We start from the raw sequence: 26,241 nt of genomic DNA, 5'->3' as shown, positions 1-26,241 counted from the left end.
CTCACTTATACTTCGACTGAACGGCTAACTTTGTCTTCAACAGAGTTATCGTTTTGTTCAAAGTGGTAACGGCCTGTCTTTAAGCTACTTGGACCTTTACGTGCGAATTTCAGCATTAGGTAAACTTCAGCAATCAAGAACACCGTGTACAGTGCCAGGATAGCGAAGAGAGAAGTCCATAGCTGTTCAATAGTTAGTGCTGATGCTGCAACGTTAACCGGTAGGATTTCACCAACCGCCCATGGTTGACGACCAAACTCAGCAACGAACCAACCCGCTTCGATCGCAATCCAAGGAAGTGGGATTGAGAACAGCGCCGCTTTAAGTACCCATGGTTTCTGTTCGATCTTCTGACGACACGTTTGAACAAACGCCGCACCGAATACAAACAGCATGATGAAGCCACAAGCAACCATCAGACGGAATGACCAGAATAGAGGCCAAACAGTTGGGATAGAATCATCCGCAGCCATTTGGATTTGGTCTTCTGTTGCATCAACAACGTCGTCTGTGTAGCGCTTAAGAAGCAGACCGTAACCTAGGTCACCTTTCACTTCGTCGAACGCTGCGATGTTTTCTTCAGACTTATCGCCTGAACGTAGCTTTTCAAGCAGCTCGTATGCGTACATACCAGTGCGGATACGATCAACGTGATCATCACGTAAGTCACGTAGGCCCGTTACTTCAGTATCAAGCGAACGCGTTGCGATGATGCCCATTACGTATGGGATCTTAATTGCGTAGTCAGTATTCATTGTTTCTTGGTTTGGAATACCAAAAACAGTAAATGCTGCTGGTGCTTCTTCAGTGTGCCACTCGGCTTCTACCGCAGCGAGCTTCACTTTTTGAACTTCACCAAGCTCGTAACCAGATTCATCACCTAGTACGATTACTGACAAGATCGCCGCCATACCGAAAGATGCTGCAATCGCAAAAGAACGACGAGCAAAGGCAAGGTCACGACCTTTAAGAATGTAGTATGAGCTGATACCAAGGATGAACATTGCACCCGTAGTGTAACCAGACGCTACTGTGTGTACGAATTTAACCTGTGCTACTGGGTTTAGGACAACTTCAGCGAAGCTCACCATTTCCATACGCATGGTTTCAAAGTTAAATTCCGCACCCACTGGGTTTTGCATCCAGCCGTTCGCTACCAAAATCCAAAGCGCTGAGAAGTTAGAGCCAAGAGCTACTAACCACGTTACCGCTAAGTGCTGACGCTTCGACAATCTGTCCCAACCGAAGAAGAAAAGACCAACAAAAGTAGACTCTAGGAAGAATGCAACAAGCGCTTCGATAGCCAGCGGAGCACCAAAGATGTCGCCAACATAGTGAGAATAGTAAGACCAGTTAGTACCGAACTGGAACTCCATGGTTAAGCCTGTCGCTACACCAAGAGCAAAGTTAATACCAAACAATTTACCCCAGAACTTAGTCATGTCCTTGTAAATTTGCTTGCCAGTCATTACATAAACTGACTCCATAATGGCAAGTAGAAATGCCATACCTAAAGTCAGTGGAACAAATAGGAAGTGATACATCGCTGTAAATGCAAATTGCAATCGCGACAGATCAACAACATCAATCATGGTAACTCCTTTGTGTCGGCTGAATGACACTTGTGTGATTATTCACCGCAAAAATCCATGTTAAAACAATTTGTGTAATTGTTATTACAAATTGAAATTTGTAGCAAAAACGTACCGTTATAGTTAGATTATTGTTAAGCATGAGCTAATATAGCTGGCGCTAATATTACTGGTAAAATCAGTATGTTTCAAAAGGTTTATAGGAGAACCTTGCGTTGATTTGTATCAATTTTATTCGAGCAAATTAGAGTTATTTTTGTACAATCATGATTAAAATCACACCAATTTAGCCTCTGTTAATAACAGCGCATGATATCTGTGACAAAAGCTCAGCACCACCTCAACATACGAATTACAACTACCTATAAAGTATTAACAAAAAATATGACAACTTATTTCATTTTTTGCTAGCTAAATCAAACCTGCAATCAAAGTTTTCATTTTTGACAGAGGCTATTCAGCCTTTTTATCGAATCGCTCAAAGAGTTGTTATTCAATAAAAAGCAAAAAATCCCAGCGCTTATGCAACTGGGATCTTTGAAAATGAATAATTTAACGATTAGACGGTTTATCTATTCCAAAGTGTAAATACGCTCTGTCGGTCGCGATTCGACCTCTTGGCGTTCTTTGTAAGTAACCTTGCTGAATCAAGTAAGGCTCCAACACATCTTCAATGGTGTCTCTCTCTTCACCAATCGCAGCTGCCATGTTGTCGATACCAACCGGACCACCGCCAAACTTCTCCATAATCGCAAGCAGAAGCTTTCTATCCATGTAGTCAAAGCCTTTGGCGTCAACGTCCAGCATGTTGAGTGCTTTATCTGCAACGTCTGGGCAAATATGTCCATCGCCTTTCACTTCCGCATAGTCACGAACACGACGTAATAAACGGTTAGCAATACGTGGTGTACCACGCGCACGGCGAGCAATTTCTAATGCACCTTCAGACTCCAGAGATAGGCCAAGGCAATCCGCGCTGCGTTGAACGATATTTTGAAGATCTTCTACTTTGTAGTACTCAAGACGCTGGGTAATGCCGAAACGGTCACGTAACGGAGACGTCAGTGAGCCAGCGCGAGTGGTTGCGCCAATCAAAGTGAAAGGAGGAAGGTCAATCTTGATAGAGCGAGCCGCAGGGCCTTCACCAATCATAATATCCAGTTGGTAATCTTCCATTGCTGGATACAGAACCTCTTCAACCACTGGGCTCAGACGGTGGATCTCATCAATGAACAGGACGTCATTTTCTTCAAGGTTAGTCAGTAGCGCCGCAAGGTCACCGGCTTTCTCAAGAACTGGGCCTGAAGTGGTACGGATGCTCACATCCATTTCATTGGCAACAATGTTCGCCAACGTGGTTTTACCTAAACCGGGAGGGCCAAAAATCAACAGATGATCCAGAGCTTCATTTCGCATTTGAGCGGCTTGAATGAAAATCTCCATCTGGTTACGAACGTGGTCCTGACCTTGATAGTCGGCAAGTGCTTTAGGGCGTATTGCGCGATCAATGACATCTTCATCTTTAAAGACCGGATTATCCGGTGCAATCAGGCGATCGGCTTCAATCATAAATTCTGTTATTCCTAACTCTGCTCTTCCTGACTCTGCGCTTCTTGACTCTGTGTAAAGGCAAAGTGAATGAGTCTATTTTGTAGAACAAGTATATGAGGTATTAAACCATCGACTTCAGTGCTTCGCGAATCAATTGTTCACTTGTCATGCCATCTTTAGCCACTTGAGCAACAACTTTAGAGGCTTGAGTTGGTTTATAACCCAGTGCAAGTAATGCGCTTACTGCTTCTTCTTCTGCATCGTGAACAGTTGGCATAGAGTCCATAGGCGCTGCATCCGTTGCAGGCGTAAACAGATCACCTGCTCCCCACCCTTTCAAGCGGTCTTTCATTTCAACGACAAGACGCTCTGCGGTTTTCTTACCCACACCCGGAAGTTTAACCAACGTAGAGATATCTTCACGTTCAACGCTCTGAACAAACTGGCTAGCGGTCATGCCTGAAAGTATGCCTAGGCCTAGCTTAGGACCGACACCATTCGCTTTGATCACTTCACGGAACAGAGCACGCTCTTTTACCGTATTGAAACCATAAAGTAGTTGCGCATCTTCACGTACGACAAAGTGAGTGTAGATAATTGCCTCTTCGCCAACGTTTGGTAATTCATAAAAACAGCTCATTGGCATTTGTACTTCATAACCAACACCACTGACTTCGATTAGCAACTCTGGTGGCTGTTTTTCTATTAATGTACCGCGTAGGCGTCCGATCACAATTCACTCTCTTGATGGAATATTATTTGAGGGACAGAATATAAAAGAACTGGATGCTTATCCAGTTCTTTGTGTTTATTAAGGTGATTTATTTAAGCTTGCTTAGCTTGGGAAACCACACTATTCAGGCTTTCAACCAGATCTTTTACCGAAGTAACATGGCCTGTTAATTCAGAACCATAATTGGCCACTAAACCCGATACTGATTTAGTTTCTGCAACACTCTGCGCCACCTCTGAACTCGCGAGATCGAGTTCTTTCAGTGAGCTCATCTGCATCGCCATAATATTGGTGAGCTGATTAACATCAGTAGAAATGGTTTGAACCTCAGATATGATACCGTTCATTTCATTCGCCGTAGTTTCAATAATGGCTCGACCGTTTTCCACTTCTTCTTTACTCCGGTCTAACAAAGTTCGAATCTCTATCGCAGAATGACTGCTTTTCGCCGATAATTCTCTCACTTGATCGGCCACCACAGCAAAACCTCGCCCTTGTTCACCGGCTCGAGCGGCTTCTATTGCTGCGTTGAGTGCTAATAGGTTGGTTTGTTCGGCTACGGAAGTAATCAAATCGGCGACTTTCATGATCTCTTGATTACTTTGAATGATCTGGCTGATTGCACTGGTTGAGGCTTCTAATGACTCGGAGCTCTTTTGCGCTTTGGTTCCAACCGCTTCACTGCGCTCTTTCAGTTCACCCACAAATGAATTGGATTCTTCGATACCTTGAGTCATTTGATGTAGTTGTTGGCTCATTTGTTCTGCTGCACTCGCCTGAGATTCACAATTGATGTTCAACACCTCAACTTGAGCATGCAGATCTTGCGACTGCTGGTCTAAATGAACAGATACGCCCTGTAAGCTTTCAGAGTTTGAGTTAGCTTGGTCAAGGACAATGGAAAGTCGACCTTCACTTTGCGTCGCTTGGGTGGCAACGTGTTGGCTTTCTGAAATCGCATCCTCTGCCATTTCGATCGCCACCTCTTTTTGCTTAGCGGTAAAGGCTTGGGCAATGCAGATCACCACCAGCGGCATAATCACACCAGACCAAGTTTCTACCACTACCGCATCGGGAGTTAGCTCAAGTAGAGGAAATACAAATCCATTGAGATGTGCTGAGGTCATCACTAATGAAACACCGATAACCAGTCCACTCCACACCAAAGCCACAATTCGTGTTCCTGACAAGAAGAAAGCGACCACTAACAACGGCACCCAATAAGCTTGAGTGGAAGCCACAACCCCACCACTTTGATAAATGATGTTCAACGCGTGTACCGCCATGCCGACAAAACCAAAGTTAAGTGCAAGGCTCGGCTTACTCGTTACACGAAGTAGCAGTGCAGAGATCAGTTCGAATACGATAAGAAATAGAGATGTGGCGATCAGAAGTTGCTCTTCGTGCTTAGTCCACTTGATTAAGCTATAGACACCCACGAAGAATGCGATAAAAGTGAAGAGTAATAAGATATCGGCTTGTCTGACTTCGTTGTTACTCCACCCATTGCTTTTAGGTAGAAACAGCGCGCGCCACAGCTTGATTGGGTTCATCAGTGATCATCCTTGATTAACTTATAAGACCTCCGACCAATGTTAATAACATGTTAAATGATACGCAATGTTATTATCTGGGTTCTGTTCGAAAGATCTCATTTCATCAAGGATTTGGGGGCGTATTGTTTTGATATGAGCCAAACAGGGCGTAAGGCTCATCGAAAGCAAACTTCTAGAAAGCGATGGGGGGATTAACGGTAGCGTCCTTTTCTCGCACCTGTCGCTTTACCTGCCAGTGCAACCAAGGTTTTATTGGTGTTAGCGTGAGTGATCGCTACGCCGAGAGCATCGGCAGCATCAGCCTGTGGTTTGGCAGGTAGCTTAAGCATGCTCATCACCATGTTCTGAACCATCGACTTATCAGCACCACCATTACCTGTCACCGCTTGTTTGATCAAACGAGCCGCATATTCATGTACAGGTAAATCTGCATTCACCGCTGCTACAATCGCACTACCACGAGCTTGACCAAGTTTAAGTGCTGAATCGGCATTCTTCGCCATGAACACTTGTTCGATCGCGAATACATCAGGCTGAAACTGAGTAATGATCTCACTAACGCCCGCATAGATTTGCTTTAAGCGACCTGGCAGTTCTTTTTCGGAAGTGCGAATACAACCACTACCTAAGTAATATAGATGGCGACCATTTTGACGAATCACGCCATAGCCGGTAATGCGAGAGCCAGGGTCAATCCCTAAGATAATAGACATAACTTCAATACTGATTATTTATACATGCTTTATGAGCTTAGTATATCGAACGCAAAAAAAAATGCCCGTCAAATTAACGGGCATTTCGTTGTTCTGCGAAAGAAAAAGTTCTATCAAAAACTAAGTTTTGTTGAAAGCTTAAGTGCTATTTAAGACTTAAGCTTCATCGAAAACTCACTGCTTGATTAGAAAGTTGAGCTTAATCGTTTGATTAGTCTTCTTTCTTCGCTAAGTTAACAGCGATTGCTAGCTCTTCCAGTGATGCTGGGTTTGCTAGGCTTGGCGCGTCTGTTAATAGACATGCTGCAGCTGTTGTTTTCGGGAATGCGATAACGTCACGGATGTTCTCTGTACCACAAAGAAGCATTGCTAAACGGTCAAGACCGAATGCTAGACCTGCGTGAGGTGGCGTACCGTACTTAAGCGCTTCAAGTAGGAAACCGAACTTCTCTTGCTGTTCTTTAGCTTCGATGCCTAGGATACCGAATACAGCCGTTTGCATTTCTGCGCTGTGAATACGTACAGAACCGCCGCCTACTTCGTAGCCGTTGATTACCATGTCGTAGGCATCAGAGTTAGCTGCTGCTGGGTTCGATTTTAGCTCTTCCGCGTTCACACCAAGTGGTGATGTGAATGGGTGGTGCATTGCGTGAAGGTTGCCTTCGCCATCTTCTTCGAACATTGGGAAATCAATAACCCAAAGAGGAGCCCACGCTTTCTTGTCTGTTAGCTCTAAGTCATCACCTAGCTTGATACGAAGTGCGCCCATTGCTTCAGCAACGATGTTCGCTTTATCTGCACCAAATAGGATGATATCGCCAGATTCAGCTTGAGTGCGCTCAAGAAGACCGTTGATTACGTCTTCGTTTAGGAACTTAGCAACTGGAGATTGGATACCTTCCATGCCAGCAGCACGGTCGTTAACCTTCATCCAAGCTAGACCTTTCGCGCCGTAGATACCTACATGCTCTGCGTAACCGTCGATTTGCTTACGAGTTAGCTTAGCGCCACCTGGTACACGGATAACCGCTACGCGACCTTTTTCGTCGTTCGCAGGGCCAGAGAATACTTTGAACTCAACGTCTTTAACCAAGTCAGCAACGTCTACTAATTCTAGTGGATTACGTAGGTCTGGCTTATCAGAACCGAAACGACGAATCGCTTCAGAGAAAGGCATTACTGGGAATTGGCCCAGTTCAACATCTAGAAGCTCTTTCCACATATCGTGAACTAGCTTCTCAGTGATGTTACGCACTTCTTGAGAAGACATGAACGATGTTTCGATATCGATTTGAGTAAATTCAGGCTGACGGTCAGCACGTAAATCTTCATCACGGAAACATTTAACGATTTGGTAGTAACGGTCAAAACCAGACATCATCAGCAATTGTTTGAACAGCTGAGGAGATTGAGGAAGTGCGTAGAAGCTACCTTTGTGAACACGGCTTGGTACTAGGTAATCACGAGCGCCTTCAGGTGTCGCTTTCGTTAGTACTGGTGTTTCGATGTCTAGGAATAGGTTCTCATCTAGGAAACGACGAACGAAGCTAGAAGCACGTGCACGAAGCTTGATACGATCGCTCATTTCTGGACGACGAAGATCGATGTAACGGTACTTAAGACGCTGCTCTTCAGAGTTCGTTTGGTTGAAGTCTAGTGGAAGCGCTTCTGAACGGTTGATGATCTCTAGGCCAGTTGCGTAAAGCTCAACTTCACCCGTCGCCATATCTTTATTTACTTGGCTGTCAGGACGAACACGTACTTCACCAGTAAATTTGATACAGAATTCATTACGCAGTTGGTTAGCGATCGGAAAGATATCTTTCATATCTGGATCGACAACAACCTGAACGACGCCTTCACGATCTCGCATATCGATAAAGATAAGACCGCCTAAATCACGGCGACGGTTTACCCAGCCGCACAATTCTACAGTTTGTCCCGCCAGGGACTTGTTCAGGTTACCACAGTAATGGGTACGCATAATGAATTTCCCAATCTCTTAATTATTTACTAGTTTCCAAGCTGTCAGTGGTCATTCCACACAACAGAGCAAAGGAACATTTATACGCGGAAACTCGTTTAAAATCGACCTTCCACATTCGAATTTATTGTGTTTTATCTGGCTTTGCTGCTTTTTAGCCCATCAAGTGCGCAAAGATTCATCAAAACTGAAAAAATTGCGCTAATTATATCTCGAAAGTACCTTAATCAGCAAAACTCTCGTACAGTAGATTTTCGTTTCAAACCAAAAACTTTTTGTAATGACTGATAGCGTGATGAATAACGGTGTAATAGATGGATGATCGTGTAATAACAACAGAAACTTTACCTCTAAGACTTGGATTAACCATGTGGTCTCATTCCGAGTGGCAAAGTCAGTTCTATGGTAAGGGAACAAAACCTGCTGAACGCTTAGAGAAGTACACACAAGTTTTTCATACGGTTGAAGGCAACACGACCTTCTACGCCACACCGAGTATGTCGACCGTTAACAACTGGAAAGCCGCCAGTCACGATGATTTTAGGTTCACCTTCAAGCTGCCAAAGTTCATCACCCACCAGCAACAACTTAGGCACTGCCAAGCCGAGCTCAAAGAGTTTTTAATGACCATGTCGCCACTGCACGACCGTATTGGCCAATGGACGATTCAGCTACCACACAGTTTTGAACCTAGTATGCTCCCTGCCCTGCAAAAGTTTTGTACCTTGTTCCCCAAAAATATGCAGCTTGGCGTAGAGGTTCGTCACCTTGGTTTTTTTGATAAGGGTGATGCGGAAAAGCGCTTCAATCATTGGTTAATAGAAGAAGGGATCAATCGCATTATTATGGATAGCCGCCCCGTTTTCTCCGCACCACCAACAACGGAAGCCGTTATCGATGCTCATCAGAAAAAGCCGCGCGTTCCCGTACATGCGATTGCGACCGCCAATAACCCTATGGTTCGATTTATTGGTCACCCAGACCAAGAACCTAATATTGAGTTTTTTAAACCTTGGTTTGCCAAAATTCCAAGCTGGCTTAATGAAGGCAAACAGCCCTATTTAATGATCCACACCCCAGACAATAATCACGCACCTGAACTTGCGATAGCTATTTATAAGCAGCTGCAAAAGCAAGTGTCTGAAAATACGTCACTTATCTTGCCTGACCTCGCTCAATTTCCAGCACAGAAAGGCAATCATCAAATCTCGATGTTTTAACCCATCACCTATCAGTAACTTCGAACCTTGAGCTAAATCTCAGTTTTCGTGACAGTGGCGCTTTTTTTACGTAAAATACGTCCCCTTTTATTTGGTACGAATTTTGTGCCAATTACGCTGACTGTCGAGAGAAAATGCCATGAGCAACACAGACAATATCTTTTCCGCTCCTATTGATAAAATTGGTGACTTCACCTTTGATGCAAGGGTTGCTGAAGTATTTCCGGATATGATTCAACGCTCGGTGCCTGGCTATAGCAATATCATCTCCGCAATCGGCATGCTGGCTGAGCGCTTTGTAAAGCCACATTCAAATATTTATGACCTAGGCTGCTCTCTTGGCGCGGCGACACTTTCTATGCGTCGCCATATTCAGCAAGAAGGCTGCACCATTTTCGCTGTTGATAATTCACAAGCGATGGTTGAACGCTGCAAGTTGCACGTTAATGCTTATCGCAGTGACACGCCAGTTGAAGTCATTGAAGCCGACATCCGTGAAGTAGAAATTAAAGACGCCTCTGTTGTGGTTCTTAACTTTACGCTGCAATTTCTGTCTCCCGACGACCGATACGCTCTGCTTGAGAGAATTTATGCAGGCTTGCGCCCGGGCGGGATCTTAATTCTGTCAGAAAAATACGTATTCGAAGATGAAAGTTCAAATGAACTGCTTATCGATCTGCACCATGATTTCAAACGTGCCAATGGATACAGTGAGCTTGAAGTAAGCCAAAAACGCAGTGCAATCGAAAACGTGATGCGTCCAGACTCGATCCCTGTCCACAAGGAACGCTTTGATAAGATTGGCTTCTCAAGCAGCGAAGTCTGGTTCCAATGCTTCAACTTTGGTTCAATGTTCGCTATTAAATAGCGCACATACCCAGTCAGCTCGAACTAAAACGTCATCCTCAAGAGCGAGGAACGAGCGAGTTGGGGATCTCTATCAAGTACGATAAACCGAGATTCCCTATCATGTTCGTCCCTCGCTGTAGGGAATGACAAATTTAATTTTTATTTTAGGGTTTATTGACCCTATTAACTCAGTGAAAAACTATGTTTAATTTTGCCAATTTTTATCAACTCATTGCCCAAGACACTCGCCTACAGCCGTGGCTCAATGTTCTTCCTCAACAGCTGACGGATTGGCAAAATGCAGAGCACGGTGACTTCGACCGCTGGTTACGTGCACTGAATAAAATCCCTCAAGGCGTGCCTGACCAAGTTGATCTGAAAAACTCAGTAACCATTGGTAGCTCGACACCATTTCACACAGGTGAACTTAAGAAGTTAGAAAGCTTACTAAAGACCTTCCACCCGTGGAGGAAAGGTCCTTACACCGTTCACGATATTCATATCGATACGGAGTGGCGCAGTGACTGGAAATGGGACCGTGTCCTTCCTCATATTTCTCCATTGAAAAACCGCTCGGTGCTCGATGTAGGTTGTGGCAATGGTTACCACATGTGGCGCATGCTAGGTGAAGGCGCACGCCTAACGGTGGGTATCGACCCTTCTCACCTATTCTTGGTTCAGTTTGAAGCGATTCGTAAGTTAATGGGCGATGACCAACGTGCTCACCTATTACCTTTAGGTATTGAGCAACTGCCAAAACTAGAAGCCTACGATACTGTATTTAGCATGGGTGTGCTGTACCACCGTCGTTCACCACTGGATCACTTGATTCAGCTAAAAGACCAATTGGCATCTGGCGGTGAGCTGGTTCTTGAAACCTTGGTGATTGAAGGTGACGAGAATGCGGTATTGGTCCCTGTTGACCGTTACGCGCAAATGAGAAATGTGTACTTCTTCCCTTCTGCTCGCGCGCTAAAACGCTGGCTTGAACAGGTTGGCTTTGAAGACGTGCGTATCGTTGACGAAAATGTCACAACGATTGGCGAACAACGCACAACAGAATGGATGACACACAACTCCCTTCCAGATTACCTCGATCCGAACGATCCAAGTAAAACGGTTGAGGGTCACCCTGCACCAAGACGTGCTGTTCTTGTCGCGACGAAACCGTAACTGCTATAGGACCAAAGCCATGAACTCTGTGGTCACTAAGTCTTAGTTATTTATATGTGTAAGTTTTGAATAGCATGAGCATGAATTATATAAAATTCGCGCTCATGCTTAACAAATGAACGAACTCAGATCTCAATAATTTTCGTAGCGCTCACATAGCGATTCAATATGACCAGACTCTTACAATAGGATGCTTCACGCGTCCTTTTTTGTGGGATAAACTACTAAATAGTCTGAACTATTCTCTAATTCTCAAAGGTTTTTTATATGTTTAAGCGATTATCGCCTATCGTGGCGGTTGGTTTGCTCTCTGGTTGTACCCTCACGAACGGTGCTACCTACCACCAAGAAACTCTCGACGCTATTGCCCGCTCAGAGACAAACATCGCAAATAAGGTTCAAAATCTTGAACTGCAACTAAGTAATCAAAGCGATTATATTGAAAGCTTAGAAGACGAAATCACCACTCTTTCTAGTCAATTAGATGTTCACCTGACCAGTATGGAACACAAGGTAATTGAAGAACTAGAGCAAGAAGAACCCGTCGTCGTTGCCGCTACTCCTGTCACTACTACGTTACAACCGACCATCCTTGGCGGAATCGAAAAAGTGTCTATCGACTCGATCAAACAGAGCTTTGATGCGCGTGTTGATACTGGCGCAACCACCTCTTCTTTAAATGCTGTCGACATCAAAGAATTCGAACGTAACGGTAAAGACTGGGTGAGATTCCATTTGGCCGATAAAGCACAAGCTGTAGAAGACCAAAAATGGATTGAAGCGCCCGTTGTGCGGTATGTAAAAATCCGTCAGTCAACGAATGACCAGACAGAACGTCGAGCTGTGATCGAATTATGGGTAAAAGTTGGAAATATCCATGAAAAAGCGCAATTTACATTGGCGGATCGCTCTCAAATGAGTCACCCTGTATTACTAGGGCGCGAATTTATCAAAGACATAGCGCTAGTAGATGTAAGTAAAAAGTACGTACAAACGGAAGTTAAATAACAATAGTAGGGTAAGCTATGACGTCAAGAATTCCATTTTATATCTCTATTTTCCTGCTCATCGTGGCAGGTATAACACTGAGTATGTTCAGACATACGACCTACGGTGTACCTTGGACTCCAGGGGAAACCAGGCAGGTTTGGGACGTTGAAGCTCGTATCGAGTTCAATGCGGTTGGTAAAGAAGCAAAAGTTTCATTAGCTGCTCCTCACACTCAATCTAATTACACACTTATTGGTGAGTCAGCTTCATCTCCAGGTTACGGCATCTCTTACTTGAACACCGAGTCAGGTCGTCGTGCAGAATGGTCTATTCGCCACGCCGATGGCCCGCAAACTATCTACTACAAGACTCAATTCCTAGTTGATAACCAAGCAAAAATTGATGCGATACCACCAGAAGGTGAAATTACGCAACCAAGCTTTGATGGTCCAGAAGAAGCGGCAGCGTTGGCACTGATTGACCGAGCCACTAAGCGCTCAGCAGACAACATCACCTTCACTCGTGAACTTATCAAAACGCTTAATGATCCAGACAGCCAAAACTCTGCGCTGATTCTGAATAACATGAGCAAAGTTGAAGCAACACACAAGCTACTTTCAGCAGCAAACATTCACAATAAAGTGGTTGGTGTTATCGAGCTAGAAGATGGCCGTCGTCGTCAATCTATCCAGCAAATGAACCAGATCTGGGATAACGACCAATGGGTTTTATTCTCTCCTGAATCAAGCGAACAGCAAGTTCAGCCAAACCTGCTAATTTGGGATGAATCAAATGTATCTCTATTAGACGTGGTTGGTGGTCAGAACAGTAAAGTTCACTTCTCGATGATTGCTCAGGAGGTGACTCCCACTGAAGCAACCAACAGTAAAGTCTCTGCGGATCAACTGTTAAACCTTTCCATTCATAGTCTGCCGCTAGAAGAGCAAGCGATGTTTAAAACCATCATGCTGATTCCTATCGGTGCTCTGATTGTTGTGTTCCTACGTGTCATCATCGGTCTGAAAACGTCTGGTACGTTCATGCCTGTACTGATTGCGGTAGCCTTTGTACAAACACAATTGGTAACGGGTATTGTCGGCTTCCTACTTATCGTAGGTACAGGTCTTATTATTCGAAGTTACTTATCCAAGCTCAACTTGCTACTGGTCGCCAGGATATCCGCCGTAATCATTACGGTAATCATGATTATCTCTGTGTTTACTGTAGTGGCGTTTAAAGTCGGTCTGACTGAAGGTTTATCGATTACGTTCTTCCCAATGATTATCCTATCTTGGACTATCGAACGTATGTCTATCCTTTGGGAAGAAGAAGGGGCGAAAGAGGTGGTGCTACAAGGTGGTGGTTCTCTATTTACCGCTGTTCTTGTTTACTTAGGCATGACTAACCCGTTCATCCAGCATTTAACGTTTAACTTTATTGGTTTACAGCTTGTTATTCTAGCGACCATCTTGCTACTAGGTAACTACACAGGCTACCGTCTAACCGAGCTTCGTCGCTTTAAACCGCTAGCGGAGGACTAAGTTATGTTTGATCAATTTACTTCACCGTTTAAGTTGAAAGACAAAGGCATAATGGGAATGAATAAGCGTAACCATAGCTATATTGGTCGCTACAATGATCGTTCCAAGTATCCACTCGTTGATGACAAGCTTAAGACTAAGATTATCGCTGAACAAGCTGGTGCAACCGTACCAACACTTATTGGCGTTATTGGTCACCAAGCTGAAGTAAAAACAATCCACAAGATGGTTAAAGAGTGGCCGGGGTTTGTAATCAAGCCCGCTCAAGGTAGTGGTGGTAAAGGTATCCTTGTTGTTATTTCTCACAAGGACGGTGTTTATACCAAGCCATCAGGTTCGACTATCAATGAAGAAGACGTAGAGCGTCACATCAGTAACGCTCTCGCGGGTCTTTTCTCACTGGGTGGTAAGAACGACGTAGCCGTGGTTGAAAACCTCATCAAGTTTGACGAGTGTTTTGATGGCTTCAGTTATGAAGGTGTGCCCGATGTACGAATTATCGTATTCAAAGGCTACCCTGTGATGGCGATGATGCGTCTTTCTACTTCAGCTTCTGACGGCAAGGCAAACTTGCACCAAGGCGCTGTGGGTGTGGGCATCTGTATCGCTACGGGTAAAGCCGTTCGGGCGGTTCAATTTGACCACCCTGTGACTCACCACCCGGACACGGACAAAGAGTTGGCACAACTTCAAGTACCGCATTGGGAAAAACTGCTTACGCTAGCATCAAGCGCGTGGGAAATGACAGGCCTTGGTTACATGGGCACTGACATGGTTTTAGACCAAGAAGAAGGCCCAATGGTACTAGAGCTAAACGCTCGTCCAGGATTAGCAATACAGATTGCAAACGGCGCGGGTTTATTGCCTCGCTTGCATCATATTGAAAACCTAGGCACGCCAGCTGAATATCCAAAACCTGCCGAGCGCGTTGCATACGCCGCAAAGCAATTTGGTGTTCACGGTAACGAACTCGCTTCAAACTAAGCTCATCTAAATTAAAAGCGAAACGACTCAGTCATTGATACTGAATCTAGCTCAATAAATTAAGCCGCATAACTCTGAGAGTTACGCGGCTTTTTAATGCCTATTGTTAATTAGCTTAACGCTCGGAACTAAGCTTCTGTTGTTTCTGCTTCAGGCTCACGAATTGGGTCAATGCGGACTGCCGCCACCTTAAACTCTGGGATCTTAGCGTGCGGATCGGTTGCAGTCGTAGTTAAGCGGTTAACTGGAGATTCGACAAAATGGAATGGAATAAATACCACACCCTTTTGCATTCGCTTAGTCACAAATGCCGCGATTTCAATTTCTCCACGACGGGTTGATACTTTGAGCATCTGCCCATTCGAGATCCCTAACGCTTCGGCATCATGAACACTCACCATCGCACGTGGTCCTGCCAAGTTATCAAGCCCTTTGGTTTTACGTGTCATGGTTCCTGTGTGGAACTGTTCTAGGATGCGACCTGTCGTTAATACTAGCGGGTATTCCGCATCAGGAAGTTCTGCTGCGTATCTAAACGGAATCGCCTCCATTTGACCACGCCCGCGAGTGAATTGAGTCTGGTGCATGATGCGTGTACCGTCAGGATTATTCTTATTAGTTGGCCATTGGACGCCGTTCACCGTAATATTCTCCCAACGTAAACCACCATACTGCGGCGTTACACGTGCTATCTCATTGGTGATATCAGCAACGGTTTTGTAGTCCCAACCGCCGCCCATTGCATTGGCTAGCATTTGAATAATCACCCAATCTTCTTTCGCGTCACCGGGCGGATTAACAGCAGGATTAATACGTTGGACTCGGCGCTCTGTATTGGTGAAGTGGCCAGACTTTTCAGCAAACGAACAAGACGGCAAAACCACATCGGCATACTGAGCGGTTTCGGTTAAGAAAATATCTTGAACCACTAGGAAATCTAACGCTTCAAGGCCTTCAATCACATGCGCTTGATTTGGGTCACTCAACACTGGGTTCTCACCCATGACATACAGACCACGAACATCTCGATGGCACGCTCCATCAATAATTTCGGTGAGCGTTAACCCCGCTTCCGCTGGTAAGTCAGAAACACCCCACTCCATCGCGAATTTTTGACGAACTATCGGGTTATACACTTTCTGATAACCTGGAAGGTTGTTCGGCAATGCCCCCATATCACACGCGCCCTGAACATTGGATTGGCCACGTAATGGGTTTATACCACCGCCTTCAATACCAATGTTGCCACACAATAGTTGTAGATTAGCGATTGAACGTACGTTGTCGTGACCAGTGGTGTGTTGCGTAATACCCATCGAATAATACACTGCGGTGCGTTCTGCAGTACCAATCAAGCGAGCCATCGCGAAGATATCTTCCGCTTTCACGCCAGTCACCAATTCGACTTTATCAAGTGAGTAGCTTGGTGACATGACTTCTTGCAATAAGGTATCAAAGCCGTCGACACGATCATCAATATAATCTTGATCGTACCAACCGTGTTTGATGATCTGCTGCATCACACCATTAATCAGCATCACATCGGTGCCCGGTCGGTGCGCTAAGTAAAGCTCAGCGTGGTCAGCAATATCGATTCGTTTTGGATCAGCAACGATCAATCGTGCTCCACCATGCCTCACCGCTTGCTTGATGTGCGAGCCAATAATTGGGTGTGCTGAAGTCGTGTCTGAACCGATAATAAAGATCACATCTGAGTGCTTGATACTTGGAATATCATTGGTCATCGCCCCGCTACCCAGCGAAGCCTCTAAACCGGTAACAGTAGAAGCATGACAAAGACGTGCACAGTGATCGACGTTATTAGTGCCTAATTCACGGCGTATGAATTTTTGGAAGGCATAGTTGTCTTCATTGGTGGTTTTCGCCGACGAGAAGCCCGCCAAAGCATTGCTACCAAAGCCCTGTTTAATCGCGGTAAATTTATCAGCAATGAGTTTAATCGCTTCTTCCCAACTTGCAGGTTGCAACCAGCCATCTTTACGAATTAATGGTGTGGTTAAACGCGCATCACTGCCCACAAAATCGAAGCCGAATCGCCCCTTAACACACAACATGCCTTCATTGACCGGAGAGTCACCGCCCTCGATATAACGGATTTTGTTTTTCTGCTCATCAATATGCATGGTTAGCTTACAGCCCACACCACAATAGGTGCAGATGGTATCCACTTTCTTGAGTAGGTCTGTGTCTCCCTGCTTTCTATCACGAGCATCCACCATTGCACCGGTTGGACACGCCTGAATACAAGATCCACATTGAACGCAGTTTGAGTCGCCCATTAAGGTCTTGTCTGCCCCAAAATTAGGACGACATTCAGGTCTTGATGCAGGCTTGCCATCAGATTGATTCATGAAGCTTAAAACACCATGAACATTCTGTTCACGGCACGCTTGGATACACTGCCCGCAACTGATGCAGCGGTTGGCATCAAAGATAATAAATTCTGAACTGTCATCAACTGCAAATTTTTGTCTTGTTAAACCGACCTTCGCTTCTTCTACGCGTATCGCCTGCCAGTTCTCATTCGAAGCCACATCGATTTTGTACTCTGGATGTGTTTGCGTTGCTTTGTATTCGGTCGAGTAGTCTCGTAGGTCGCAATCGGTATTGGCTTGGCAACCACATTCTAGGCATCTTGCTGCTTCCGCAATTGCATCAGCATTATCAAATCCAGTTTCTACTTCGTCGAAGCTTTGTTCACGCTGCTCGGGTGTTAGCTCTGGCATGATCTTACGCGCCATACGCTGTATGGATTTGTATTGCTCAGGATCCACTGCTTTGAGCTGCTTGTGCTTTCTTGAGTTAAACGGTTTAGCCGGAATGTTATCCATGTCGCCATGGAAGAAGCGATCGATCGCCTGTGCAGCAATGCGCCCATCCCCCACCGCTTCCACTGCGGTTGCAGGGCCGCGTCGGAAATCACCAATACTAAAGATATTGCCAGTACCTGTATGCATGGTTTGCGGATCGGCATCAGCGGTATTCCAACGAGTAAGAGGAATATCAATCGCTTCATTGTCCATAAAGCTCAGATCCGGCTTTTGCGACACGGCAGCAATAACCGTATCAAACGCTTCAACAAAGAATTCGCCTGTTGGTTTAGGGCTGCGACGACCTGAAGCATCAGCCGGACCCAAAGCCATACGCTCTAATCGTATTTCTGATACATGACCATTTTCATCGGCTATGTTTTCTGCCGGGTTGGTTAAGAAATGGAACTTCACACCTTCATGCTCAGCTTCTTCGATTTCGTAATCTTCTGCCGGCATCTCATCTCGAGTACGACGGTAGATCAGCGTGGTGTCAGCACCATCACGCACCGCTGTTCGAGCGCAATCAATCGCGGTATTACCACCACCGATCACTGCAACCTTTTTACCAGTGACATACTGCTGAGCGGTCACGTAATCTTTCAAGTAATCGACGCCTAGATAACAACCGCCAAGCTCGCTCCCCGGATAATTCATTTCAACCGCTTGCGACGCGCCAACGGCTAAACAAACCGCATCAAAATCGTTACTCAAATCAGACAGTTTAAAATCAATACCGAGTTTCTTGCCGCACTCCACCGACATCCCGTTACGGCACATCAGCTCGATTTCTTTGTCTAGAATCGACTTAGGTAAGCGATACTCTGGAATACCGTAACGCAGCCAACCACCCGCTTTGGGCATCGACTCATAAACACTGACATCGTAGCCTTCGTTAGATAGGTAATAACCTGCTGTAAGACCACCGGGGCCACTACCAACAATCGCAATACTCTTGCCTTTGATTGGTTTCTTAGTTGGCATGTAGCTCTCTTGAGCGGCTAAATCTGCGTCGGCAGCGTGTCGTTTGAGTTGACGAATCGCGATGGATTCATCGACCAAGTTGCGACGACATTCCGTTTCACAGAAAGCAGGACATACTCGACCAATCGAAAGGGGCATTGGTAGTGTCTTTTTGATGACCTCTATCGCTTTGATGTGATCATTTTGAGCAATATGATGCAGATAAGATTGGATATCGACCCCAGCAGGACACGCTGTTTGGCATGGCGCTTCACAATCGGCGTAATGATCGGTCATGATGCGGTTCAACGCGTCTTGCCGATGAATCGTTAACTGTTTTGACTGGGTGGTAATATTCAATCCATTAGACACTTCAAGCTCACAAGAACGAGTGACACCAACGCCATCAACTTCAACGACACACAAATCACACGGTACTTTATCCGCTGTTTTGTTCAAACCACATAAAGATGGGATCTCCAAACCACATGTTTTTGCCGCTTCAAGAACGGTTTGCCCTTGCTCGACGATTCGATATTTCCCATCAATAACGATTTGAATCATACCTAAGTCCTACCTTTACCTTTCGCACACGCGAGTTATCAATAATTAAAATTTAAGTAATACAATATTATTAATATTATTAAACCTATGTCATTACCATACATTATTTGTGGTTTTGTGCGTGTGACCTCAAACAAGTTCCATTGATAATAACCATAAGGTATGAGTGGTCTATCAGTAATTATGAGAGTGGATTGGATGAAGAGTTTGAATGCAGTTTGAATGCAGTTTGAATGCAGAAAATTAGATTCGAGATACAAAAAAGCCCCTAATGATTAGGGGCTTTGAATAAATATCATTGAGTCGCTTTCGAGCTTATAGCTAAGCTATCAAGGTTATAGCTCAGCTATCAAGCTTATTGCTCAGCTTCTTCGATAAGCTCTTGAACTGGAGATGCTGGTTTGTTTTGAGCAAAACCGCGCAGGCCAACAACATGTACGTGTTCGTGGTCTTTGAAGACCTTACGAACCAGTTTGTAGGTTGTACCTTTCTCTGGGCTAATGTTTTCAGGTGCTGCAATCAGAAGTTGCATACCCAAACGGTCACAAAGTTCAAACAGCGTAGAGATCGATTTAGAATCCAGACGCGCTGCTTCATCAAGGAACAACAAACGACATGGAACGATGTCTTTACTGCGAAGTCGACGAGATTCCTCTTCCCAGCTCTGAATAACCATCAATAGGATTGACTGACCTGTACCGATCGCCTCACCCGTAGACAGTGCGCCTGATTCCGCTTGTAACCAACCATCTGAACCACGGTTAACTTCAACACTCAGCTCTAGGTAGTTACGGTAATCCAGTAGCTCTTCACCCAGAACTTGCGGAGAACGTTGACCCATATCGATATGTGGGTTCACACGTTGGAACAGTTTCGCCATCGCTTCAGAGAAGGTAAAGCGCGTTGATTCAAACAAGTCTTTGTGTTGCTCTTGTTGAGTCGCTAGCCCTGATAGCAAGATCTCGTGGCTTTCACGGATCTTAACGTTCAGACGTACGCCTTTAACCTGACCAAAGTAAATGTTAGACAAACCTTGGTTCAGCATTCGAATACGGTTCTGCTCGCGCTGAATCGTTTTCTTGATAATGCTTGCTACGGACTCAGAGCTGATTGCCAGGCGATTTTCACGCTGCGTCAATTCTTCTGTTAGTCGAGCTAGCTCCACTTCCATCTCTTCGATTGCTTCAACCGGATCATCCGTATGAATGATGTCTTGGCGAATACGCTCACGAAGGTGTTGGTAAACCGCAATGTAGAACAGAACTTTACGCTCTGGATGCGCGTTGTCTTCAGATAAACGCAGCGAATCACGCAGGTCGTCATTGTCGGCTACCGCCAGACGTAGCGCACCCAGTGATTTATCCGACATGGAGCGAAGCTCGCCCGCCGTTAGATAAGCCAGTTCACGTTTATGCAGACGACGTTCAACATCATTCTCACGAGCTAAGCGAAGTACTGAACACCAGCCTGCTTTTGCTGCAACAACGAAGGTACGAAGCTCTGTGTATTCTTTCTGAACTTTCTTAAGACGCTTAGCCAAGGCTTTCATCTCAAGTTCAGTTGACGTAATGGTACGCTCGTATTCACTCTTACGGCTGCGAGATGTGTGCAAACGCTCTTGAAGCTCGTCACGACGACGTACAGCACGTTCTTCAGCGCCTTCATCAGCATTTACGCCAAACTCTTGAAGCTCTTGTTTGAACTCTTGAACCGTTTCTTGTTTCGCTTGATGTGAGCTCTTCAGTGCTGCCAATACTTGATTGTACTGATTCATCTGTTCACGAGCTTGCTTGAAGCCATCACGGCCTTTGGTTCTTGCTTGTTCTGCTTGCACCAACTTCGCTTTCAATTGCTCGCTCAGTTCGCTGCTCTTGTTTAGAAGATCAACAGAATCCGCATAGGCAAAGTAGTGACGACGTTCAATCAAGTCAGACAGAGCAAACACTTTACCTTTCAAGCTTTGTAGAGCTTGGTCAGCTTGTTGGTATTGTGCTTCCAGTGTCTCGAACTGTTCAGGGTCTGCGTCTAGTGCAGAAACAATCTGCTCTAACGAAGCAAGTGCTTTGCCATGGTTGTTCAAGTACGACTTAGCTTCGCTCAAGCGCTCTAGTTGCGCTTCTAATTCAGCTAGGCGTTCAGCCAATGTTTCGTCTTCTAAAATACGAACCATTGGTGCTAATTTGTCTAGCGCACCCAACGCTTGTTTACTCTGTTGTAGCTGACTACGTTGCTGTTGCTCTTTAGAGTTTAATTCAGCCAAAGAACGTACAATCTGGTTACGCTTGTCACGAATAGACACTAGTGCCTGTTCAGGGTCGGCGTTAAATGCAACGTGTAAGTGCTTAGCAACAAAGCTATTGAATGCTTGGTATAGGCGATTCAGCTTTTGTGCATCAAACGCCGCTTTCGCGTGGTTTTCCACAACAACATCACGCTCTTCACGCAATTTCTCTAAACGTTGTTCACGAGCCGCACGGCCAAACAATGGGATCTCAGGGAAACGAGAATAACGCATTTGGCGATCGTTCAGCTGAACACACACCGCGCCCTCTAACTCATCAGCATTGAATGAGCTGTCATCAAATGCATCGACATCGCCTTCAAGGATGTAAAGGTCATCTGGACAATCATCAAGATCCACCAGCTTCTCTTTAATATCATCAAGATCAGAGACCACAATCGCATGACGAGCAGGACCGTACATCGCACTGAAATACGGTGCATCACCAATGGTAATGTCGTCATATATTTCAGAAAGCAGAACGCCACCAAGCGTATCTGCTAAACCTTTCAAACGAGGATCGTTAGAGCCACCCGGAGAAGCTAAGCGTTCAATCTCTTGCTCAAGTTCAGAACGGCGCGTCGCCAATTGATCTTTCGCTACCGCTTGAGATTTTTCGTCTTCAAGCACTTGCTGCATTTGAGTCATTACTGCTTGGCTATCTTCTAGCTCAGCGTCTGTTTGATCCCTTAGGGCTTCAAGTGCATCGTTCGCCGTGATCCACGCAGGGGCAATAGACTCAAGTTTTTGAATCTCTTGGTCGTGGTTTTGTTGCACACGACGTTGCTCACTCTTCGCTTCACGCAGCTCTTCTTGAGCGTACTCAAGAGACTCGATCTGCATTGCATGGCGTTCACGTTCTTCATCGAAAACCGCTTCGTCAGTCAGTGAGATGTTGTGTTGCTTTTGGTATTCAGTCGCAAGCTCTTTTGCTTGACGCTGCTGCGCCACATCACGAGCCATGTCACGGTGCTGAGCACGCCACTGTTGTTCGTTTTCAACGACGTGTTTTGCGTTACGGCCTTTTTCTAACGCTTGCTTAGCACTGTTAGACGCTTCTTTACGCTCAACGTCACCAACGATGCTCTTAACCAAAGACAGCGCTTTGTCGAACTGCGCAGACGCAGCAGAAGACATGTCTAGTTTATGCTTAGTCGACAGTAACGTTTGAGTGCTTGATTCTTCTTGTTCTTTTAGCTCAGAAACCAGAGTTAATGCGCTTTCTGCAGTAATAGACTCATCACCAAGTAGCTGCTTAGTTTTCTCTAATGCTTGAACCGCTTGCTGGTATTGAAGCGCACGAGTCTGCTGAACATCCAACGCTTGTTGGTAGTCAGCAAGCTGAGTTTTCAGGCTATCCACTTCTTCTTCAGTAATGGTTGCCTGCTCTTCAGCAAGAAGTACTCGCTCTTGAGCTTCTTCAACTACCATCATCTGTTCTTCTAGACGCTCATTCAGCTCTTCTAGATCTTCACTGTAGCGAGCAATTTTCTCTTGCTGACGAAGTGCAGTTTGAACCAATTGAAGATGATCCGAAGCCGCTTGATAATCTTGCTCTAGTGCCGATTCTTGATCGACCAACAGCTCAAGCTCTTCTTGAACGCGGTTCAACAAGTTGTTTTGATCAAGCAAGGTTTCGCGAGAACCAAACAGTTCACCACGGAATTTCATAGTTTGATCAAGCTTGTTGCGACGATCGTTGGCATGGCGCATGTAATCTGCTGCCACGTAGTTCGTAGATTCAGTGATCAAGTGCTTGAACAAGTCACGATCCGACTGAGTCGTTTTGATCGCTTCTAGCGTCATGCGGTTTTCACGCAGTGCTGATTCCATGTCTTGGAATGCTTTCTTCACGCCACCATTTTGCGGTAGAAGGTAATCACGCAGAGAACGCGTAATCGCACTAGAAATACCACCGTAAAGTGATGCTTCAATTAAGCGGTAGAACTTAGAACGGTCGCTGCTGTTACGCAATTTCTTCGGTACTACACCGTATTCAAACATCTGTGAGTGGTAATCAACAATCGAAGAAAACGCTTTAAAGTGCGCGCCTTCGTATTGTGCAACCGCCGCTTTTACGTCGTTTAACTGACACACGCGAGCATGGCTGTCTGAAACGTTCTGAATCAACACATCCGTTGGTTTTACATGGCTTGGAAGGCCTTGGATTACGAACGGTTTGATGTCTACTTTCTTATCACGACCCGCTACTTGCTGCAGTTTTACTGCAAACAGTAGACGCTGATTACGAGAGTTCACAACATCTAGCGCGGCATAACATGCGCCCGGCTGAAGTTTACCGTAAAGGCCTTTATCGCGTGACGACTGTGAACTGCCCGCTTCCGTTGTGTTACGGAAATGCAGAAGGCTTTGGTCAGGGATCAGTGCTGTGATGAATGCCGCCATTGTGGTCGACTTACCTGCACCGTTGCCGCCAGAAAGCGTTGTAACCAATCCATCAATATCAAAAGTACGTGCAAAGAAGCCGTTCCAGTTGATCATGGTTAATGATTGATACTTACCTCTTTCAATCATGCTTCACCTTCTACTTTTGTTTGTTCGCCATCATTTGACTCAAGGTCAAAACCGGCTTGATCGTTAAAAATGTCTTGTTGACCGTTTTCATCTACGTCTAGGTCTAGTTCTGATACAGCTTCCGCTTGTTCTTCATTCAACAAACTACCTTGATTAGGCTCTTGGGTATGAACCACAGCTTCACCATCACGGATAAGACGTAATTGCGCTTCTTTCATATCGTCGCCAACACGAACGTCAGCGCCAAAGCGGAATACCGCTTCGCTGATACGGAACTTGCCGGTTTCACCAATCGCAATCAGCATGCCGATACGGCGTAAACGACGCAAAGAAGTACGTACTTTTTCAAAGAGCTTTTCTTTGTCTAAGTCAGAACCAGATGCGCGGTTCGTTGCTAGCTTCATGAGCTTTTTCTCATCCGCTAACGACATCAATTCATCAAACAGTTCTTGATTGGTGAAGATACCTTCATGAGCAAGACGTTCTGGGCTTAGGTATAAGAAACACAACACCTTACCAACCAGCATGTCTAATTCAGACAACACACTACGGCCAATCAGAGATGTAGAACGCGGACGCAGGTAGAAGAAACCCTCCGGCGCTTTTACCAGTTCCGTATTGTAGCGTTGGTAAAAATGCTGAAGTTCCACTTCGAAATCAGAAAGCAACGCGTGGTTGTCTAGATCTTCTGTTGAAACATGCTTACCCGAACGCAGCATGCTATCTAGCGCAGGGAACAACGGGTTCGCTATCGCTTTTACCAGTTTCTCTGGCATGTAATCATCAGTACTTGTTAATGACATTTGCTTGTACCTTTGCACCGAAATCGTTGATTGCCTGCCAATCCGGCTGAATAGCCTGATAGTCAGACTCTGAGTAACCTAAGCGCACGGCTTGGTCGACAACAATTCTGGCTAAATCAAAATGGTGTGTGCGAGGGTGTGCTGCGAGGTAATCGCGTAGCACAAGGCCAAGGTCAATTGGCGCGCCTTGCTGTTTGTGAGCTTTTAACATCTCTGCAATTCGTTCTGAAAGCAGATCATTCACTTGCTCAAATTCTTCGTACTCAACGTCGATTGGCGCTTGTCCCATCACTTCATCATCACGAAGCACGAGCGCTTCATCACGAAGATCGGTCAGCTTCTCAGCATCGGCGTAGGTCAATAACCAAGGCGCATCAAAGTAGTCTGTGACTGACTGACGCAAGCGCTGGCTAAAGGCACGGTTTTTATCCATATCGATAGCGGTACGGATAAATTTGTGAACGTGGCGGTCGTAGCCGATCCACAAGTCGATTGCTTGCTGACCCCAACTGGTGATTCGGTCAAGCTTCATTTGCAAACCGAACAGGGTTTCGCCAACGAACTCGAGTTCATCGTCACCGTAAACAATTTCTTGAATATCGAGGATCTGTGTTTGCAGTTCATCACCCGCCGCTTGCAAGGTATCTTGCAATTCTTTTAGCGTCGCAGAAGTTTCTGATAGCAAAGCTTCACAGTTATTAATCGCTTCTCGCCAGTCCTTATTTAAAAGGTCGGCAATTTGCTGCTTAACGGTTTGTTGCTGCTCATCCATAACACGTTGGTTAAGATCAATCTGATCGAAAATTTCACCAACTGAATATTTGAGCACGCCGTAAACGTTCTTTTTCCAATGCCCCGGAGTTCCGCCCTTCTGCGCAGCTTCAATGGCTTTTGCCATCTCATCGGCAACCATAGAAAGCTGAATAGACAGTTTTAATTTAGAGAACTGACGGTGACGTAAGTAATAATCAGAGATACCAACGGCCAATGGTGATAAGCGGTAGATACTCGCACCATCGGTGATTTCACTGGTAAAGCGGCTGATCAACTTCTGTTTAACTAGCTCATTGATGGCATTGTTGGCACGAAACGCAGACGCTTCGCCAGTATCTTCAAACAGTCGAGTGACAATGGTAAATGCATCGTGCAGTTCACCTTCGCCCAACTCTTCATCGAACCTTTCATTGCTTAGTACTGCGATAGCAATTAAAAATGCTAAACGCTCTGGTGGCAAGTTTAATGAAAAATCATGCTGCTTGACCCAGCCCACCAACTCATCAATTGGCTGCTCTTCGGCAGTTTGAGTCATTTCACTCATTGTGGTTCCTGTTACTGTTCTTCGTCATATCGAACGTATTAGATATGACGCCTATTTCTT

Annotated in this window: 16 protein-coding genes; 6 read left to right on the top strand and 10 right to left on the bottom strand. The window is 45.3% G+C overall.

Annotated features, from left to right (window positions below; translation table 11 throughout):
* Window positions 1-5: 5 nt before the first annotated feature.
* From cydA to aspS, 6 genes are all read right to left on the bottom strand, one after another.
* Window positions 6-1,592 (bottom strand): cytochrome ubiquinol oxidase subunit I, encoded by a 1,587-nt coding sequence (cydA, locus tag AACR09_RS04530; protein WP_004736475.1) that lies wholly within the window; start codon window positions 1,590-1,592, stop codon window positions 6-8.
* Between the two features lie 552 nt (window positions 1,593-2,144).
* Window positions 2,145-3,161 carry a Holliday junction branch migration DNA helicase RuvB gene (gene ruvB / locus AACR09_RS04525; protein ID WP_017083931.1) on the bottom strand — a complete coding sequence of 339 codons (1,017 nt, stop codon included), beginning with the start codon at window positions 3,159-3,161 and terminating at the stop codon, window positions 2,145-2,147.
* A gap of 103 nt (window positions 3,162-3,264) precedes the next feature.
* On the bottom strand, window positions 3,265-3,876 hold the full coding sequence (gene ruvA / locus AACR09_RS04520; protein ID WP_017076435.1) for a Holliday junction branch migration protein RuvA: 612 nt from the start codon (window positions 3,874-3,876) through the stop codon (window positions 3,265-3,267).
* 92 nt (window positions 3,877-3,968) lie between these two features.
* Complete coding sequence (locus AACR09_RS04515) at window positions 3,969-5,429, bottom strand: methyl-accepting chemotaxis protein (RefSeq protein ID WP_193836059.1); 1,461 nt, start codon at window positions 5,427-5,429, stop codon at window positions 3,969-3,971.
* Between the two features lie 194 nt (window positions 5,430-5,623).
* A complete protein-coding gene (gene ruvC / locus AACR09_RS04510) occupies window positions 5,624-6,145 on the bottom strand; it encodes a crossover junction endodeoxyribonuclease RuvC (protein ID WP_004736470.1) in 522 nt (173 codons plus the stop codon).
* Window positions 6,146-6,356: 211 nt separating this feature from the next.
* A complete protein-coding gene (aspS, locus tag AACR09_RS04505) occupies window positions 6,357-8,129 on the bottom strand; it encodes an aspartate--tRNA ligase (RefSeq protein ID WP_004736469.1) in 1,773 nt (590 codons plus the stop codon).
* Window positions 8,130-8,443: 314 nt separating this feature from the next.
* Here aspS and AACR09_RS04500 point away from each other — a divergent pair, with 314 nt between their 5' ends.
* The 6 genes from AACR09_RS04500 to AACR09_RS04475 all read left to right on the top strand — a co-directional run bounded on the left by AACR09_RS04500 (window position 8,444) and on the right by AACR09_RS04475 (window position 14,886).
* On the top strand, window positions 8,444-9,349 hold the full coding sequence (locus tag AACR09_RS04500; protein WP_017095675.1) for a DUF72 domain-containing protein: 906 nt from the start codon (window positions 8,444-8,446) through the stop codon (window positions 9,347-9,349).
* 139 nt (window positions 9,350-9,488) lie between these two features.
* Entirely contained in the window at window positions 9,489-10,217 is a 729-nt protein-coding gene (gene cmoA, locus AACR09_RS04495; RefSeq protein ID WP_017078176.1) for a carboxy-S-adenosyl-L-methionine synthase CmoA, read from the top strand.
* A 182-nt stretch (window positions 10,218-10,399) separates the two neighbouring features.
* A complete protein-coding gene (gene cmoB / locus AACR09_RS04490) occupies window positions 10,400-11,371 on the top strand; it encodes a tRNA 5-methoxyuridine(34)/uridine 5-oxyacetic acid(34) synthase CmoB (protein ID WP_004736466.1) in 972 nt (323 codons plus the stop codon).
* Between the two features lie 267 nt (window positions 11,372-11,638).
* Window positions 11,639-12,379, top strand: a complete 741-nt coding sequence (locus tag AACR09_RS04485) for an ATP-dependent zinc protease family protein (RefSeq protein ID WP_004736465.1) — start codon at window positions 11,639-11,641, stop codon at window positions 12,377-12,379.
* A 17-nt stretch (window positions 12,380-12,396) separates the two neighbouring features.
* Entirely contained in the window at window positions 12,397-13,902 is a 1,506-nt protein-coding gene (locus AACR09_RS04480) for an inactive transglutaminase family protein (RefSeq protein ID WP_004736464.1), read from the top strand.
* A 3-nt stretch (window positions 13,903-13,905) separates the two neighbouring features.
* Window positions 13,906-14,886, top strand: coding sequence for an alpha-L-glutamate ligase-like protein (locus tag AACR09_RS04475; RefSeq protein WP_004736463.1), 981 nt, complete (start codon window positions 13,906-13,908; stop codon window positions 14,884-14,886).
* Between the two features lie 128 nt (window positions 14,887-15,014).
* Here the strand turns inward: AACR09_RS04475 and fdhF are convergent, their stop codons facing one another.
* The 4 genes from fdhF to mukF all read right to left on the bottom strand — a co-directional run bounded on the left by fdhF (window position 15,015) and on the right by mukF (window position 26,181).
* On the bottom strand, window positions 15,015-19,244 hold the full coding sequence (gene fdhF / locus AACR09_RS04470) for a formate dehydrogenase subunit alpha (protein WP_193836058.1): 4,230 nt from the start codon (window positions 19,242-19,244) through the stop codon (window positions 15,015-15,017).
* Between the two features lie 355 nt (window positions 19,245-19,599).
* Window positions 19,600-24,060 (bottom strand): chromosome partition protein MukB, encoded by a 4,461-nt coding sequence (mukB, locus tag AACR09_RS04465; RefSeq protein ID WP_193836057.1) that lies wholly within the window; start codon window positions 24,058-24,060, stop codon window positions 19,600-19,602.
* Entirely contained in the window at window positions 24,057-24,863 is an 807-nt protein-coding gene (mukE, locus tag AACR09_RS04460) for a chromosome partition protein MukE (RefSeq protein ID WP_017085861.1), read from the bottom strand. Before mukE ends, mukB begins: the two co-directional genes overlap by 4 nt.
* Entirely contained in the window at window positions 24,844-26,181 is a 1,338-nt protein-coding gene (mukF, locus tag AACR09_RS04455; protein WP_017078171.1) for a chromosome partition protein MukF, read from the bottom strand. The genes mukE and mukF overlap by 20 nt, the downstream gene beginning before the upstream one ends.
* Window positions 26,182-26,241 lie beyond the last annotated feature (60 nt).

Source organism: Vibrio sp. OPT20, from assembly GCF_963889365.1.
Classification (GTDB): Bacteria; Pseudomonadota; Gammaproteobacteria; order Enterobacterales; family Vibrionaceae; genus Vibrio; species Vibrio splendidus.
This window is presented reverse-complemented; position numbering and strand designations above follow the sequence as displayed.